General features: G+C 64.1%; 11 protein-coding genes and 1 pseudogene. 6 read left to right on the forward strand and 6 right to left on the reverse strand.

Annotation, left to right across the window (positions count from 1 at the left end; all coding sequences use genetic code 11):
• Nucleotides 1-29 precede the first annotated feature (29 nt).
• The 5 genes from IVB24_RS07585 to IVB24_RS07605 all read right to left on the reverse strand — a co-directional run bounded on the left by IVB24_RS07585 (nucleotide 30) and on the right by IVB24_RS07605 (nucleotide 7,807).
• Complete coding sequence (locus IVB24_RS07585; protein WP_247772589.1) at nucleotides 30-1,373, reverse strand: cytochrome c; 1,344 nt, start codon at nucleotides 1,371-1,373, stop codon at nucleotides 30-32.
• Nucleotides 1,370-3,538, reverse strand: coding sequence for a molybdopterin cofactor-binding domain-containing protein (locus tag IVB24_RS07590; RefSeq protein WP_247772590.1), 2,169 nt, complete (start codon nucleotides 3,536-3,538; stop codon nucleotides 1,370-1,372). Before IVB24_RS07590 ends, IVB24_RS07585 begins: the two co-directional genes overlap by 4 nt.
• A gap of 8 nt (nucleotides 3,539-3,546) precedes the next feature.
• Nucleotides 3,547-4,011 carry a (2Fe-2S)-binding protein gene (locus IVB24_RS07595; RefSeq protein ID WP_247772591.1) on the reverse strand — a complete coding sequence of 155 codons (465 nt, stop codon included), beginning with the start codon at nucleotides 4,009-4,011 and terminating at the stop codon, nucleotides 3,547-3,549.
• A gap of 444 nt (nucleotides 4,012-4,455) precedes the next feature.
• Nucleotides 4,456-5,880, reverse strand: a complete 1,425-nt coding sequence (locus IVB24_RS07600; RefSeq protein WP_247772592.1) for a methyl-accepting chemotaxis protein — start codon at nucleotides 5,878-5,880, stop codon at nucleotides 4,456-4,458.
• Nucleotides 5,881-6,058: 178 nt separating this feature from the next.
• Nucleotides 6,059-7,807, reverse strand: coding sequence for a methyl-accepting chemotaxis protein (locus tag IVB24_RS07605; protein WP_247772593.1), 1,749 nt, complete (start codon nucleotides 7,805-7,807; stop codon nucleotides 6,059-6,061).
• Nucleotides 7,808-8,010: 203 nt separating this feature from the next.
• Here IVB24_RS07605 and IVB24_RS07610 point away from each other — a divergent pair, with 203 nt between their 5' ends.
• The 6 genes and pseudogenes from IVB24_RS07610 to IVB24_RS07635 all read left to right on the forward strand — a co-directional run.
• Nucleotides 8,011-8,757 (forward strand): YebC/PmpR family DNA-binding transcriptional regulator, encoded by a 747-nt coding sequence (locus IVB24_RS07610; RefSeq protein WP_094976803.1) that lies wholly within the window; start codon nucleotides 8,011-8,013, stop codon nucleotides 8,755-8,757.
• Between the two features lie 72 nt (nucleotides 8,758-8,829).
• Entirely contained in the window at nucleotides 8,830-9,357 is a 528-nt protein-coding gene (ruvC, locus tag IVB24_RS07615; RefSeq protein ID WP_140481196.1) for a crossover junction endodeoxyribonuclease RuvC, read from the forward strand.
• A complete protein-coding gene (ruvA, locus tag IVB24_RS07620) occupies nucleotides 9,354-9,971 on the forward strand; it encodes a Holliday junction branch migration protein RuvA (protein WP_094976805.1) in 618 nt (205 codons plus the stop codon). The genes ruvC and ruvA overlap by 4 nt, the downstream gene beginning before the upstream one ends.
• Before the next feature lie 125 nt (nucleotides 9,972-10,096).
• Nucleotides 10,097-11,155 carry a Holliday junction branch migration DNA helicase RuvB gene (gene ruvB / locus IVB24_RS07625; protein ID WP_094976806.1) on the forward strand — a complete coding sequence of 353 codons (1,059 nt, stop codon included), beginning with the start codon at nucleotides 10,097-10,099 and terminating at the stop codon, nucleotides 11,153-11,155.
• 129 nt (nucleotides 11,156-11,284) lie between these two features.
• A complete protein-coding gene (locus tag IVB24_RS07630) occupies nucleotides 11,285-12,205 on the forward strand; it encodes a metallophosphoesterase (RefSeq protein ID WP_247772594.1) in 921 nt (306 codons plus the stop codon).
• 15 nt (nucleotides 12,206-12,220) lie between these two features.
• Nucleotides 12,221-12,355 (forward strand): annotated as a pseudogene (locus IVB24_RS07635) (acyl-CoA thioester hydrolase); the annotation flags it as partial.
• Here IVB24_RS07635 and IVB24_RS07640 read toward each other — a convergent pair.
• A complete protein-coding gene (locus tag IVB24_RS07640) occupies nucleotides 12,337-14,040 on the reverse strand; it encodes a recombinase family protein (protein WP_018454587.1) in 1,704 nt (567 codons plus the stop codon). The pseudogene IVB24_RS07635 and the gene IVB24_RS07640 sit on opposite strands and share 19 nt — an antisense overlap.
• Between the last annotated feature and the right edge of the window lie 1,032 nt (nucleotides 14,041-15,072).

Genomic DNA, 15,072 nt, shown 5'->3' on the forward strand with positions numbered 1-15,072 from the left:
GAACGTGCAGCGTCAGTCGCGGCGGAGACCTATTCCGCTGTCTGCTTCCTCAGCTCCGCGACATCCTTCGCCGTCAGCTTCGAGCCCTTCGTCCCAAACCTTCCCGTGACGTAGTTCGCCACCGCCGCGATCTCGTCGTCGGTATACGCATTGCCGAACGCCGGCATCGACAGCGCGCCGTTCGGCGTACGGCGCTTCGTGCCAGAGATCACGATCTGCGCGACGTTGGTGGCGGCGGGGTCGTTGACGGCCCAGGTGCCGGTCAGCGTCGCCATCGGCGACACCGGGCTTTCGCCGCTCCAGCCATGGCAGCTGGCGCAGGCGCCGGCAAACAGCATCTTGCCGCGCGCGTCCGCGGTGATGCCTTCCCTGTGCGATGCGGGTGCGACAGGCGCGGTGGTGGCAGGCAGGTCGGGCGAAGGCTGCGGCGGCACGCTGCGCAGATAAGCAACGATAGAACGAATATCCTCCGGCGCAAACTGGCTGAAGCTGTGGTCGACCGCTTCACCCATCGGACCCGAGGCCGAGCCGTGACCCGGTGCGTGGCCGAGCGACAGGTACGAGATCAGGTCCGCATCGCTCCAATTGCCGAGACCTGTCGCCTTGTCGGAGGAGATGTTGAAGGCGCGCCAGCCCGCCGCGATCGCGCCGGCGAATTTCCTGCGGTTGTCGAGCGCAAAACCGAGATTGCGCGGGGTGTGGCATTCGCCGCAATGCGCCAACGCTTCGACAAGATACGCGCCTCTGTTCCACTCCGGGCTCTTCGAGGTGTCGGGCGCAAAGCGCGTGTCCGGATTGAACACGGCCGACCAGGCGATCATCGCCCAGCGCTGGTTGAACGGGAACGACAGCGTATTCTCCGGCGCCTTCGCGCGCACCGGCGGCAGGCTGAACAGATACGCCTTCACCGCCAGCACGTCCTCGTCGGTCATGAAGGTGTAGGACGTGTACGGCATCGCCGGATAGAGCCGGGCGCCGTCACGGCGCTTGCCGTGCTGGACCGCCTTCAGAAAATCCTGGTCGCTGTAATTGCCGATGCCGGTGTCCTGGTCCGGCGTGATGTTGGTCGAATAGAGCGTGCCGAACGGCAGCTTGAAGCCGAGCCCGCCGGAATAGTCCTTCTCGCCCGGCTTGGTGTGGCAGACCATGCAGTCGGCGGCCTTTGCAAGGTATTCGCCGCGTTCGATCAGGCTGGCCTTCTCGAGCTTGGCGGGCACGCCGCTCGGCTTGCCCGCGCGGTAATCGGCTAGCGGCACCTTGATGCCGCCGGCAAAGTCGAGCGGGCCGGGCCCGCGGATGATCCAGACGCCGAGCGCCACTGCGACGATGGCGATCACGACCAGGCTTGTGAGGATACGCATCTTGCCGCTCATGCCTTCTTCCCCGCAGCCAGCAGTTTCCGGTCGATCGGCAGGCGCCGAAGCGCCACGCCGGTCGCAGCGTAGATCGCATTGCGCAGCGCCGGCGGTCCCGCCGTCGTGCCGGTCTCGCCAATTCCGCCGGGCGCCTCGCCGCTCTTGACGACGTGAACCTCGATCTTCGGCGTCTGGTTGATCCGCAACATCCGGTAGTCATTGAAGTTGGACTGCTGGACGCGCCCCTTCTCGATGGTGATCTCGCCGTAGAGCGCTGCGGTCAGGCCAAAGATCAATCCGCCCTCGACCTGAGCTACGATCGTGTCAGGGTTGACGGCGATGCCGGTATCCACCACCGAGGTCGCACGGCGCAGGTTGATCTCGCCTTGCTCGTCGACCTCCGCTTCCACGACGGTGGCGATGAAACTCCCGAACGACGGCTGCAGGCACACGCCGCGTCCGACGCGCGCCGGCAAGGGTTGACCCCAATTGGCCTTCTCTGCCGCGAGATTGAGTACGGACAGGAAGCGCGGCTGATTGGCCAGCATGCCACGGCGAAACTCGACCGGGTCCTTGCCCGCCTTGCGCGCCAGTTCATCGATGAAGCATTCGACCGCAAACACGTTGTTGTTGGGCCCGACCCCGCGCCAGAACCCCGTTGGGATCGCCGGCGGTTCGGCCCGCACATATTCGACGTGGACGTTCGGGATGTCGTAGGGCACGTCGGTTGCGCTGTCGATCGCGTCGATGTCGATGCCCTTCTGGAACGCCGGCGGCAGCCAGCGCGCGATGATCGCAGCGCCGGCGATCTTGTATTTCCAGCTTGCGATCTTGCCGCCCGACAAGGTCGCTGCGATCGTGTCGCGATACACCGGGCGATAGATATCGTGCTGAATGTCTTCCTCGCGGGTCCACACCACCTTGACCGGGCCGTCGACCTCCTTGGCGATGCGAACGGCTGCGACCACCATGTCGGGCTCGAGCTTGCGGCCGAAGCCGCCACCGAGCAGGTGCTGGTTGACGGTCACTTTCTCGACCGGGAGCCCGGCGGCCTTGGCCGCCTCCGATTGCACGCGCGCCATGATCTGCGTTCCGGTCCAGATTTCGCAGGAATCGGGCTTGCAATGCACCGTGGCGTTCAACGGCTCCATCGTTGCGTGCGCGAGGAACGGCAGCTCGAACGAAGCCTCGATCCTTTCGCCGGCGGCGAGGCCCTTGGCGATGTCGCCGGTGGATTTGGCGACAACGCCCTCCTTTGCGCTGGCTGCGCGCAAGTCGTCCCAGATCGCTTTCGAATCGATCTTCGCGTTCGGTCCCTCGTTCCACGCGATGTCGAGCGCATCCAGGCCTTTCTTCGCCGCCCACATGTGATCCCCGACGACGGCAACGAGATCGTCGAGCACGACGATCTGCCGCACGCCCGGAATCTTCTTGGCGGCACGGTCATCGACCTTGCCGACCTTGCCCCCGAAAACCGGGCACTGCGCCAACGTCGCGAACTTCATGTTTGGCACGATGGCATCGATGCCGTAGACGGCCTTGCCGTTGACCTTCTCGGGGGTGTCGAGTCGCTTCAACGGCTGGCCGATGTAGACGAAATCCTTGGGGTCCTTGAGCGGGACGTCCTTGGGCGGCGTCTGGCCGCTTGCGGCAGCCGCAAGCGCGCCATAGGCGAGCATGCGCCCGCTCGCCTTGTGGGTCACCTCGCCCTTGGATGTCGTGCAACTGGCGGGATCGACGCCCCATTGCGCAGCCGCGGCCTGCACCAGCATTGCGCGCGCGCTGGCGCCGGCTTCGCGCAGCGGCTTCCAGAACGCCCGGACCGATGTCGAGCCTCCGGTCGCCTGAATGATGAAAATCGGATTGCCGTACAGCTTTTCGTTGGCTGGAGCGTGCAGCAGCTGGACCTTCGACCAGTCGGCGTCGAGCTCCTCGGCCAGGATCATCGAGACCGCGGTGTAGATTCCCTGTCCCATCTCGACTTGCGGCATCACCAGCGTCGTCAGACCTTCAGGGTCGATGCGGATGAAGGCGTTGGGCGCGAACTTGCCGTCGGTCGTGTCAGGCGGCTGCACCGGTTCGTTGACGGCGGCGCGCAGCGGCAGGTGGAACGCGAGCAGGAAGCCGGTAGCAAGACCGCCGGTCAGAAGCGTGCGGCGGGAGACGCTGTTGTGCGCATTCATGGCAGACCTCACGACTGACGGCCGTTGGCGGCCTGCTTGATGGCCTGGCGGATGCGCACATAGGTGCCGCAGCGGCAGATGTTGCCGGCCATGGCGGCGTCGATGTCGGAGTCGTCGGGGTTCGGTGTTGCCGCCAGCAGCGCCGCGGCCGACATGATCTGGCCGGACTGGCAGTAGCCGCACTGGATCACTTCGGCATCGAGCCAGGCCTTCTGCACCTTCGCACCAACAGGCGTGGTGCCGACATGCTCGATGGTGGTGATGGCGCGGTTCACGACGGCGCTCACAGGCAACACGCAGGAACGCACGGCCTTGCCGTCGACATGCACCGTGCAGGCGCCGCATTGCGCGATGCCGCAGCCGAACTTGGTGCCGGTCATGCCGAGGATGTCGCGCAACACCCACAGCAGCGGCATTTCAGGTGGCGCGTCGAACGATTTCGTTTCGCCGTTGATGGTGAGAACAGTTGCCATATGCATCCCCTTGCTCGCTCGATCGCTTGCGGCGATCTAATCGGCGAATTCGCGCGCGACAATAATCATACCGATACGAAACAATGAAGCGTCGCAATCTCCGGCAATGCATATTTGCGCTGCTGACGCGTCAGCCCATGATGTTCACGAATTTGTGCGGCGCTCGCTGCACGCGTTTTGGGCTCGTTGATATGATAATCGTCATGTTTTGACGCTTTTTCGTCGCGCGCGTCGTCGATCGCCGCAGATCGTCGTGCGGATGCGCAAAATCATGCGGTGACGAAAGTCGTGCGATTGGGAAAGCCGGGTGGCGGCGGCCGTTTTGCCCGACGCGTCAAACGCGTCCTGCACCTGCCGGCGCAAGCCATTGATTCGGCTAGCCCCGGCTACTGTGCATGGGGTTGTTTTTCGATTTTTTGATTCAGGACCCGCCGCGCGCGCTCGTCAGCCCTGCCGGAAACCCATCCGGAAGGAGCCCCAGTGCTTGCCGCGGATGATGATCGGCGAGGACAGGTCCTTCATCAGCACGAACTGGCCGCCTCCCATGTCGCGGCGGTAGGTCTGGAGCAGGAACGGCTTCGTGCTGCCTGCGACCTTCTTCACCGTGCGGTCGTTGAACAGGCGGCGGTTGCGGCAATTGGCGTTATTCCACACGGCGTCCTTGCCCTGCGGCAGGCGGTAGTTGGGATTATGGGTCGGCAAATATCCGCTACGCGCCCAGGCGACGCAATAGACGATGCGCGGATCGGATTTCTGAAGCGGATCCTGGATCGCGGGCAGCACGCGGTCGGTGAAGTCGACGTAGTTGGTGAGATACTGCTTGGGATCGGTGCCGGGAATTTCGCGGTAGGTCTCGTCCATGAGCTGGGCGAGCGTGATGTCGCCGCGATCGATCGCGGCTTCGAACTCGGCCGAGATCCGCTTGGCGGTATCGACCACGATGCGGATCAGCGGTGTGTCAGACGTTTCGACGCCGCTGTCGGCGATCAGTGCGATCAGGCCCTCGGATGTGTCGAGCAGCTTCGCCACCCGCTCGTCGGCGTTCTTGAGATCGCGCGAGGAGAGGTCGACGCCCTTGGCGAGTTCGTCCAGCTCGCTGATCACGGTGTCGCAGTGTCCGAGATTGGAGGTCGCCGCGCGCGTGACGCTGCCGATCTGCGCCTCCACGGAGGCGAACCCTTGCTGGACCCGCGAGATGATGCCGGAGATCTGCTGGGCGCCTTCCCCGGCGGTCTTCGCGCGCTGCGAGGCGTCGCTGCTCTCGCCGATCAGGCCTTCGATCTGGCCGTCGAGATCGCGCACGGTGTCGGAGATCTGGTGCGTGGCCTGGCGGGTGGCTTCCGCGAGGTTCTTCACCTCGCTTGCGACCACCGCGAAGCCGCGGCCGGCATTGCCGGCGCGGGCGGCTTCGATGGTTGCGTTCAGCGCGAGCAGATTGGTCTGCTTCGCGATCGCCTCGATCGAGCCGGAGACTTTCGCGACCTGCGCCAGCGCCGAGCCGACGGCGCTGAGGCGCGCTTCGATCCGCTCGACCGCTGCGACGAGCTCGGAGATGTGGCTGACCGCGGCGTCGACGGCGCCGCGCGATTGCGCGATCTCGCCGACCGCCGCGGACGTGGTGGTTTGCACGGCCTGCGATGCATTGGCGATGTCATGGTTGGCCGAGACCATCGTCTCGGCGGTCTCCTGGAGATGGTGGAACCGTTCCGACTGGTTGGCGACGCGGTTGGCGACTTCCTGGACGTTGCCGGCGATATCGGCGAGTTCCACGCCGAGGCCGCCGATGCGGTCGGCGAGCTGATCAATCAGCCGCTCGGCAAGCGTGCGGTTGGAGCCGGTGTCCATGACTGCAAGTTGTACGACAGACATGTTCGATGAGTCCTCCAGTCAGAGCCGTAAACCCGGCCCACGGCGGCATTCCCATTCCAATCCGCTTAAAAGGATGATTCGCGGCCGGCGTCTTGCCTGAGCGTGCACTCAGGCGTATTTCGCGCCTTATTTCGCTATTCCGTTCGAGAAGATGCGGCACATATTTTCGGACCAGGCTCTAGAGCTTGTAAGCCGTGCGGAATCCACCCCAGTGCCGGCCCTGCACGCGGATCGGGACGTCGATCTCGCGCATCATCACCGTATTCCCATTGCCCATGTCGCGCGCATAGCTCTGCACCAGATACGAGCGCAGGTTGCGTGCGGCCGCCAACCCCGCCGGATCGTTGAAGATCCTGCGGTTGCGGCTGTTGGCCGTGTTCCAGGTGGCGTCGCCCGGACGCTGCGGATGCGAATAGATCCTGTTGTGCACCGGCAGGAAGCCGTTGCGGTCGACCATGGCGCAGAACGCCATGCGCTGGTCCTTGGCCAGAAAGGCTTCCTGGAACGGTGGCAGCGCGCGGTCGGCCCAGTCGAGATATTTCGTGCGGTATTGTTGCGGATCGGTTCCGGCGATTTCGGCATAGTCGGTGTCGAAGAGGTCGTCGATTTTGACTTCGCCGCGCGCAACCGCTTGTTCAAATATCTTCGTCAGCGCGTTGCCCGCCTCCATGGCGCGGGTGACGAACTCGGTGTTCTCTTCGTGGATCGACCAGAGCCTGTCCTCGATCTTTTCGCGGAGCTCGGCATTGGGGCTGACGAATTGCGCGCGGGCCCCGGCCTTGGATTGCTCGATCACCCGCAGGCGGCAGGCGCCGACGGCTTCGAGGGTGCCTTCGATGATCGCTTGCGGTCCAAGCCGGCCTGCTTCCGCGCCGCCGATCAGCACGCCGTCCATCGCAATTTCATAGACCGGCATCACGCCGCGCGCGGTTTCGAGCTTCAGATGGCAGGGCAGCCGCTCGGTCTTGCGGCGGTCGTCGTGCTCGCTCTGGCCGAGCAGCACCGCGCAACGCGATTTCAGCTTCTGTGCGAAGGTGGTCACGGCTTTGCCGGCGCTGGCGACGTTCTCGCCGTGGCTCTCGGCTGCCTTGGTCGCGGCGTCGATCTCGGCTGCGCTCTCGCCGACCGAGACGATGAACTCCGAGGCGCTGGCGGCGTTGCCGGAAACTTCGCTGGTGGTGGCATTCTGTTCGGCGACCGCGCCGTTGACGGTCTCGAACACCGGTCTGATCGCCTCGATCGCCTGCGAAATGCGGTGCACAGCCTCCGCGGAGCCGGCCGCGTCGCGCTGCAACGCGTCGATCTTCTTCGTGATCTCTTCCGTCGCCCCTTGCGTCTGCACCGCGAGGGCCTTGACCTCGGTCGCGACGACCGCAAAGCCTCTGCCGGCTGCGCCGGCGCGCGCGGCCTCGATCGTCGAGTTGAGCGCGAGCAGCGTCGTCTGCCGCGCGATCTGCGCGATCAGATTGACGACGTTGCCGATGGCGGCGGAGGACTCGCGCAGGCGATCGACGTTGGCACGGGCTTCCTGCGCCGCAGCGCTGGCCTCGTCCGCGAGCTTGCCGGCCTCGCGAACCTGCGCGCCGATCCCCAGCGCGGACCGGGTGAACTTGTCGGCGGCTTGGGCGAAGGTGGAGGCGGTCGATTGCGCGGCGTTGGTCCGGCCGGTCAGGGCATCGGTGCGATCGCGGATGGCGGCAAGCGTCGTGGCCGTCGCCTCGGCGCCGCCCGCCACCGAATTGGCGGCGCGCTCGAGCTGGCGGATCATGGCGCCCAGCTCGAGTTCAAGCAGTTCCAGTATCTCCCGGGCCGAATCAGTTTCGGCCGCGGGAACGGGCTCGGAATGGGCCGCCGGCTGCGGAGCCGCTGGTGCGGTCGCAGGCGCAGCCAAGTCCGGCAGACGCTTCCGAAATAGTCCGAACGCCATCAGGTCTCTCTTGTCGGAGGACGAGCAAACGCTATTTTCGCAAGCCGGAATGAAATCAGGGTTAACGTTGCCTGACTTTTGGGCTGATGTGCTACGATACTACCTTAAAGTCGTAGAACCCCTTTCATTCCGGGCAGTTGGCGGCCTATAAGGCCGCGCTTTCCGCGATCACCTTTGGCTGACGATTCCCCGAGAGACCACGCATGGCCGGACATTCCCAATTCAAGAACATCATGCACCGCAAGGGGCGGCAGGATGCCCAGAAGTCGAAGCTGTTCGGCAAGCTGGCGCGGGAAATCACCGTCGCTGCCAAGCTCGGCACGCCCGACCCCAACATGAACCCGCGCCTGCGTGCGGCGATCATCGCGGCGCGTCAGGAGAATATGCCGAAGGACAATATCGAGCGCGCCGTCAAGAAAGCGCTCGGCAACGAGGGCGAGAACTATGACGAGATCCGCTACGAGGGCTATGGCCCCGGCGGCGTCGCCGTCATCGTCGAGGCACTGACCGACAATCGCAACCGCGCCGCCTCGGACATCCGCTCCTTCTTCACCAAATCGGGCGGCAATCTCGGCGAAACCGGCTCGGTGTCCTTCATGTTCGACCGTACCGGCATCATCGAGTACGACCGCAGTGTCGCCTCCGACGACGCCATGCTCGATGCCGCGATCGAGGCCGGCGCCGACGACGTCGTCTCCGGCGAAGGCGGTCACGAGATCTACGCCTCGACCGAAGGCTATCGCGACGTCGCCAAGGCGCTGGAAGCCAAGTTCGGCGAGCCCCGCAAGGCCGCGCTGATCTGGAAGCCGCAGAACACTGTTACAGTCGACGACGAGACCGGCGAGAAGCTGCTCAAGCTGATGGATTTGCTCAACGAGCACGACGACGTCCAGCAAGTCTACGCCAATTTCGAGGTGTCGGACGCGCTGATGGCGAAGATGGGCGGGTAGGGGCTCGCTTTCCCCGGGGACTTTCGTTCTGTTTCTGTTTCGCTCCTCCCGGCCAGCCGCTATCACTGGCCCATGACTGCGCTCCCGATTCGCGGCCCCGTCCGTATCATCGGCATCGACCCCGGCCTGCGCCGCACCGGCTGGGGCGTGATCGAGGCTGACGGCAATCGCCTGATCTACGTCGCCTGCGGTTCGGTGGAACCGCCGGACGATTTGCCGCTGGCAAGCCGGTTGCTCGCGATCCACGAGGGGCTCGCTTCCGTGCTCTCCAACCACAAGCCGATGGAAGCCGCGGTCGAGCAGACCTTCGTCAACAAGGACGGCGTTGCGACGCTGAAGCTCGGCCAGGCCCGCGGCGTCGCCATGCTGGCGCCCGCGATGTTCGGCATCAGTGTCGCCGAGTATGCGCCGAACCAGGTCAAGAAGACCGTGGTCGGCGCCGGCCATGCCGACAAGCAGCAGATCGCGATGATGCTGAAGATTTTGCTGCCGAAGGCCGAGCCGCCGTCCGCCGACGCCGCCGACGCGCTCGCCATCGCCATCACCCACGCCCATCACCGCCAGAGCACCGCGCTGCGGCTGAAGGTGGTGGGGCTATGATCGGCAAGCTCAAGGGCCTGATCGATTCCTACGGCGAGGATTTCGTCATCCTCGACGTCGGCGGCGTCGGCTACCAGGTGCACTGCTCGACGCGCACGCTGCAGCATCTGCCGTCGCCCGGCGAGGCCGCCGTGCTGTCGATCGAGACCTATGTCCGCGAGGACCAGATAAAACTATTCGGCTTCCGCACCGATCAGGAGCGCGAATGGTTTCGCCTGCTCCAGACCGTGCAGGGCGTCGGCGCCAAGGTCGCACTCGCCGTGCTTGGGACGCTGGCACCCTCCGATCTTGCCAATGCCATTGCGCTTCGTGACAAGGCCGCGGTGGCGCGCACGCCGGGCGTCGGCCCCAAGGTCGCCGAGCGCATCGTCACCGAGTTGAAAGACAAGGCGCCGGCTTTCGCCAATGTCGATCCCGCCGTCGTGCATCTTGCCGGCGCCGTCGACGACCAGCGCGCGCCGCGCCCCGTGGCGGATGCGATCTCAGCGCTGGTCAATCTCGGCTATGGCCAGCCGCAGGCGGCCGCAGCCATCGCATCGGCCGCGCGCAGTGCCGGCGAGAGCGCCGAGACCGCGCAGCTCATCCGGCTCGGCCTGAAGGAGCTTTCGAAGTGAGCGCGGCAATGATCGGTCTCGTAGGGTGGGCAAAGCGCAGCGTGCCCACGATCTTTCAATCGATCAGAGACTTCGTGGGCACGGCGCGAAGTGCGCCTTTGCCCACCCTACGAGGAGCTCGCTGAGTGAGCGATCCGAAAGCCTCTCGCATCGTCACGCCCGAGCGCCGTTCCGACGATGTCGGCGACACTGCGCTGCGCCCGCAATCGCTGTCCGACTTCGTCGGCCAGCAGCAGGCGCGCAAGAATCTCTCGATCTTCATCGAGGCGGCGCGCAAGCGTGGCGAGGCGCTGGATCACGTGCTGTTCGTCGGCCCGCCCGGCCTCGGCAAGACCACGCTGGCGCAGATCGTGGCCAAGGAGCTTGGCGTTGGCTTTCGCGCGACGTCAGGTCCCGTGATCGCCAAGGCCGGCGATCTCGCAGCCCTCCTCACTAATCTCGAAGAGCGCGACGTGCTCTTCATCGACGAGATCCATCGCCTCAGCCCTGCCGTGGAAGAGGTGCTCTATCCCGCGATGGAGGACTTTCAGCTCGACCTCATCATCGGCGAGGGCCCGGCGGCGCGCTCGGTCAAGATCGAACTGTCGAAATTCACCCTCGTCGGCGCCACCACGCGCGCCGGCCTGCTCACCAATCCCTTGCGCGATCGTTTCGGCATTCCGGTCCGGCTGAATTTCTACACCATCGAGGAGCTCGAAAGCATCGTCACCCGCGGCGCGCGCGTGCTCAACGTCGGCATGAGCGCGGACGGTGCCAACGAGATCGCGCGCCGCGCCCGCGGCACGCCGCGTATCGCCGGCCGTCTGTTGAGGCGCGTGCGCGATTTCGCCTCGGCAGCCGATGCCGACAAGATCGATCGCAAGATTGCCGACCACGCATTGAGCGCGCTCGAGGTCGACGCCGCGGGTCTCGATGCTATGGACCGCCGCTACCTCACGACCATCGCGATGAACTATGGCGGCGGCCCGGTCGGCGTCGAGACCATGGCCGCTGCGCTGTCCGAGCCGCGCGATGCGATCGAGGACATCATCGAGCCTTATCTGATCCAGTGCGGCTATCTCCAGCGCACCCCGCGCGGCCGCCTGCTCACATCGCACGCCTTCCGCCATCTCGGCATCGCCGAGCCCTCGCGCGATGCGGCGTCACAGTTCGGCCTGTTCGGCACGGACGAGAGCGACGACTGATCCGCGCAAATGCCGCGCGCTCCTTCTGTCATGAATTTCTGGTAATCTCGTGCAGATGGTCTGCACGAACGCACCCCAATTCCGCTCCAATCGGACCGCATCAACGAGGCGCATTGCGATCGGGTTCCCATGATCACGCGCCGTCATCTCATCCGTTCCATCGGCGGTCTGTCCGCCCTCGGCGTCTCGACGGCGGCCTACGGCGTCGGCATCGAGCCGGTGCTGCGGCTCCGCGTCACCCGCTATCATCCGACGCCGCGGCAATGGCCGGCGGATCTTCCGCTGAAGATCGCTGCCATCGCCGACATCCATGCCTGCGATCCCTGGATGTCGCTGGAGCGGATCGAGTCGATCGTCGACCGCACCAACGCGCTGAACGCCGATCTCATCGTGCTGCTCGGCGACTATGTCGCCGGCGTGCACCAGGTCACGCGCCTGATCCCGTCGCGCGAATGGGCGAGGGTGCTGGCCGGCCTGAAGGCGCCGCTCGGCGTCCATGCCGTGATGGGCAACCACGATTATTGGGACGACAGAACGGTGCAGCAGGCAGGGCACGGGCCGACCATCGCTCATCGTGCATTGGAAGCAGCCGGCATTCCCGTCTACGAAAATGACGTCGTGCGGCTGTCCAAGGACGGCCGCCCGTTCTGGCTCGCGGGCCTCGGCGACCAGCTCGCCTTCCTGCCGGCGCGCCGCTTTCGCAGCACGGGACGCTTCGGCGCCGACGATCTCAACGCCACGCTCGCCAAGGTCACGGACGACGCGCCGGTCATCCTGCTCGCGCACGAGCCCAACATCGCACCGCGCGTGCCGGCGCGCGTCGCACTGCAACTGTCCGGCCACACCCATGGCGGCCAGGTTCGCCTGCTCGGCTGGTCGCCGGCGGTTCCGAAACAGCACGGCCTGCGGCTCGCCTATGGTCACTTCAGGCTGAAATGCGACGTCATCATCTCCGGCGGTCTCGGCTGCAGCATCATGCCCGTCCGCGTCGGTGTGCCCCCGGAGATCGTCGAGGTTACGCTTGGAAGGACGGGGCCGGCGGTGGCGTAACCTGCGCTTGCGCGGCTGGCCGTTTTTGCGCAAAACGGGCCGGTTGCAAAAAGCGAAGAGGCTCGCGACGTGACTGCCCATCTCGACGGCGAGATCCGCGACGGCCGCCACCACATGCAGGTCCGCGTCTATTACGAGGACACGGATTTCCCTGACTTGCCATTGTCGTAGTAGGCAAACGTGCTGATTTCTCGCGCCTTGCTGCGGTTTTCTGGGAAAAGGTTCTTGCCGTAAAGCGCGGAGCTGTTCAGGTAGGGCGTATATTCGTAGGGCATCCGCTTGCGAACCGGATGCACTACTATGCATTCGATCAAGTTGCGGAAGGCTACGCGAGTTTCGATCGCCTTCGGATTGGCCTTGAGCGCGGTGACCAGTCTTCTAACCTCCGAACGGTATCGGTCACCGAATTTCGGGTGATCGAAGCCAATGACATTTTCGCCGCCAGCGCCCAGCAGCCGCAAGCGCTCTTCAACGCTTTCCCGCTCCAGGTCGCACTCATCGATGCGCTTGAGCAACTCGTCCGGCTTCCGGCGGCTATTTGCGATGGCATATGACAGGCGTTCCATCTCGGTAGTCAACACGCGGCGTCGCCGCTCTAGCTTAGAGTGTTCGCTGCCCTTGTTCCGATCGTTTTTGCGCTCCTCCTTCCAGGCACACATCGCCTCTTCAATGGCTTTCGGCGAAAGCAATTTCAGTTGGATTTTGTCGGAGGCATCCTCGAGCAGAACGTCCATGTCGAAGCTACGGGTGTGCTCGCACGTGCCCCGCTGATGCGCGCTCGCGCATGCCGCGCGCGGTGCACCGTTACGCGAGGATTGAGCGATTCGCATGTGGCCATTGCAGACGCCGCACCGGAGCACACCGGCAAGCGGGTGCTCGTTGTTGCGCGGGATCACGGCGCGACGCCGCGGCTTGCCAGTCGGACCGAACATAGATACGGCGCGCGCGCTACGAACCTCATGCGCTCGATTCCAGAGCGCTTGCGGCACGATCCGTAGCTCCGGCTTCTTAACTATGATGTGGCGCTCTTCTGGATTGCGGCGCTTCTGTTTCTTCTGGGTCTCCGGGTTGAGAATTGTCGAGCGAACGTTCCAATGTATCTCGCCTATATATAGATCGTTGCCGATAATACCGCGACCATGCCGGCCGCCTGTAATGCACTGGTGATTCCAGGTGGTACGATCAGCCTTGTTCTTGTGACGAGTTGCCCCTGGTGAGGGCACGCCTTCGCGGGTGAGATCAGCGGCGATAGTTCGGGTCGAGCGGCCCGCTGCATATTCGCTGAAGATGCGGAGCACAATCTTTGCTTCGTTGTCATCGATCACGCGTTCGCCCGGCGCGCCCGGCCTCGGTCGATAACCATAGGCGCATGAGCCAGGAATTCTTCCGTTGGCAACAGCGTTGTCATGGCCGCGCCGAACCTTTTCGGCGAGCTGCGGCTTGTAAATCGTGTTGTAGAGACTTGCGATGCTGATGTCAGTGGCGGTCGCATAGACCCCCTTCTGATCCATCAGCTCAACGCCGTTGAACTCGAAAACCTGCTTGAGGCGCTGGATGGTTGCGGGATCGCGCGACAAGCGGTCGAAATGCTCAACCACGACTACGTCAAAGTCCCGGTTTCTCACACCGTTGAGTAAACGCTGATAGCCGTCCCGCGCACCTTCGGTAAGACCAGATTTTGCGGCATCGACAAACTCGCCGATGACATCGAGGTCGTTGCGCAATGCGACCTTCCGGCAGAGCAATAGCTGACCATCAATCGAGGTCGCCTTTTGCATGTCGCTGGAATAACGGGCGTATAGTACGGCCGTTTTCTTCGATGACGCTGTCGTCATGTCGGTCCTTTATCGGCTGCCCCGAGCCGTGATTTTCATCCCGTGCGACCTGACGTCCGATAGCGCGCGCCAACTCAAACCAGATTTCCTCATTGTCCGGATTATCCCAGCTCTGAGGATGTGAGGGGGCGAGCGGTCGAATGATCGCTCGTTGTCTTCGGAGAGATCGGGTGCGGGTACGCATTTGCAAACTCGCGAGCAGAAGCTAGCCTAAATTTCTGCGCTGCGCTACAGCCAAGCCGCAGCGATTACTCGCAACGCTTCTCGCATGCTGACTTCGGCAGCGTCGAATGAAAATGAAATTGTTGAAGTGCCGCGGCGCGCGTGAGGGCATTCCTAGCGATGAGGCGCGTAGTCGAGAGCAGATACGCTAAGCAAAGCGGAGTAAAAATACTTGCGGGTGACGGCGACGAAGTCCGTGGCTGCGTGAGCTGTGCCTAGCGGACCCGTTCTCGGTTCATGAGGCTTCTCGTACAGTCGTACAGATGTGTAGTGGCCGGCGCGGAGCGCCGGCTCGTCCATCAACCGCTGGCGGACGGATTGTCGCGCACAGCCCAGACGCCGTGGTTCGACCCAAGGAACCGTCGCTGGTTGGGGCTTTCTTATTCCGTTGGTTCGATGACCCTTGCGTCGAGCCTCCAAGAGCAAGCACTCGCGTGTGGGTGAGCTCCGCAAGCGCGCGTCGAAAAAGCACTGTCAGAAAAACGCTTACTTCTGACAGAGTCCTCCCGTTCCGGCATCCAAGCAGTTCAAAACTGAACTCGCTTCAGCTCCCGTCCGGCGTCTGGATCCCCGCGGATTTCCTCCCTGTCGGCTGGCGAGACACCGTCGATGATGCTCCGTGGCGCCTCACCAGCGCTGGCGATATACGCGACCCGCTGGCCTGTGGTGGGAAGAGCACGCCGAGTCTGCCGTCTCGGCCAAGATCGGGTTGGACAGGATACCTTCGCCGTTTTCCACGAGGAATCAGCCAGCCCGCAACGGGAATCGCGGCTCCGTCGAGGCATTAGGATGGCCGCCTCGGTGCGTCGG

The organism is Bradyrhizobium sp. 192 (genome assembly GCF_023100965.1).
GTDB classification, from domain to species: domain Bacteria; phylum Pseudomonadota; class Alphaproteobacteria; order Rhizobiales; family Xanthobacteraceae; genus Bradyrhizobium; species Bradyrhizobium symbiodeficiens.

What these genes read in the sequence shown, in the direction of transcription:
- IVB24_RS07585 (WP_247772589.1), bottom strand. Translation starts at nt 1,373, where the DNA reads ATGAGCGGCAAGATGCGTATCCTCACAAGCCTGGTCGTGATCGCCATC.
- IVB24_RS07590 (WP_247772590.1), bottom strand. Translation starts at nt 3,538, where the DNA reads ATGAATGCGCACAACAGCGTCTCCCGCCGCACGCTTCTGACCGGCGGT.
- IVB24_RS07595 (WP_247772591.1), bottom strand. Translation starts at nt 4,011, where the DNA reads ATGGCAACTGTTCTCACCATCAACGGCGAAACGAAATCGTTCGACGCG.
- IVB24_RS07600 (WP_247772592.1), bottom strand. Translation starts at nt 5,880, where the DNA reads ATGTCTGTCGTACAACTTGCAGTCATGGACACCGGCTCCAACCGCACG.
- IVB24_RS07605 (WP_247772593.1), bottom strand. Translation starts at nt 7,807, where the DNA reads ATGGCGTTCGGACTATTTCGGAAGCGTCTGCCGGACTTGGCTGCGCCT.
- IVB24_RS07610 (WP_094976803.1), top strand. Translation starts at nt 8,011, where the DNA reads ATGGCCGGACATTCCCAATTCAAGAACATCATGCACCGCAAGGGGCGG.
- ruvC (WP_140481196.1), top strand. Translation starts at nt 8,830, where the DNA reads ATGACTGCGCTCCCGATTCGCGGCCCCGTCCGTATCATCGGCATCGAC.
- ruvA (WP_094976805.1), top strand. Translation starts at nt 9,354, where the DNA reads ATGATCGGCAAGCTCAAGGGCCTGATCGATTCCTACGGCGAGGATTTC.
- IVB24_RS07630 (WP_247772594.1), top strand. Translation starts at nt 11,285, where the DNA reads ATGATCACGCGCCGTCATCTCATCCGTTCCATCGGCGGTCTGTCCGCC.
- IVB24_RS07640 (WP_018454587.1), bottom strand. Translation starts at nt 14,040, where the DNA reads ATGACGACAGCGTCATCGAAGAAAACGGCCGTACTATACGCCCGTTAT.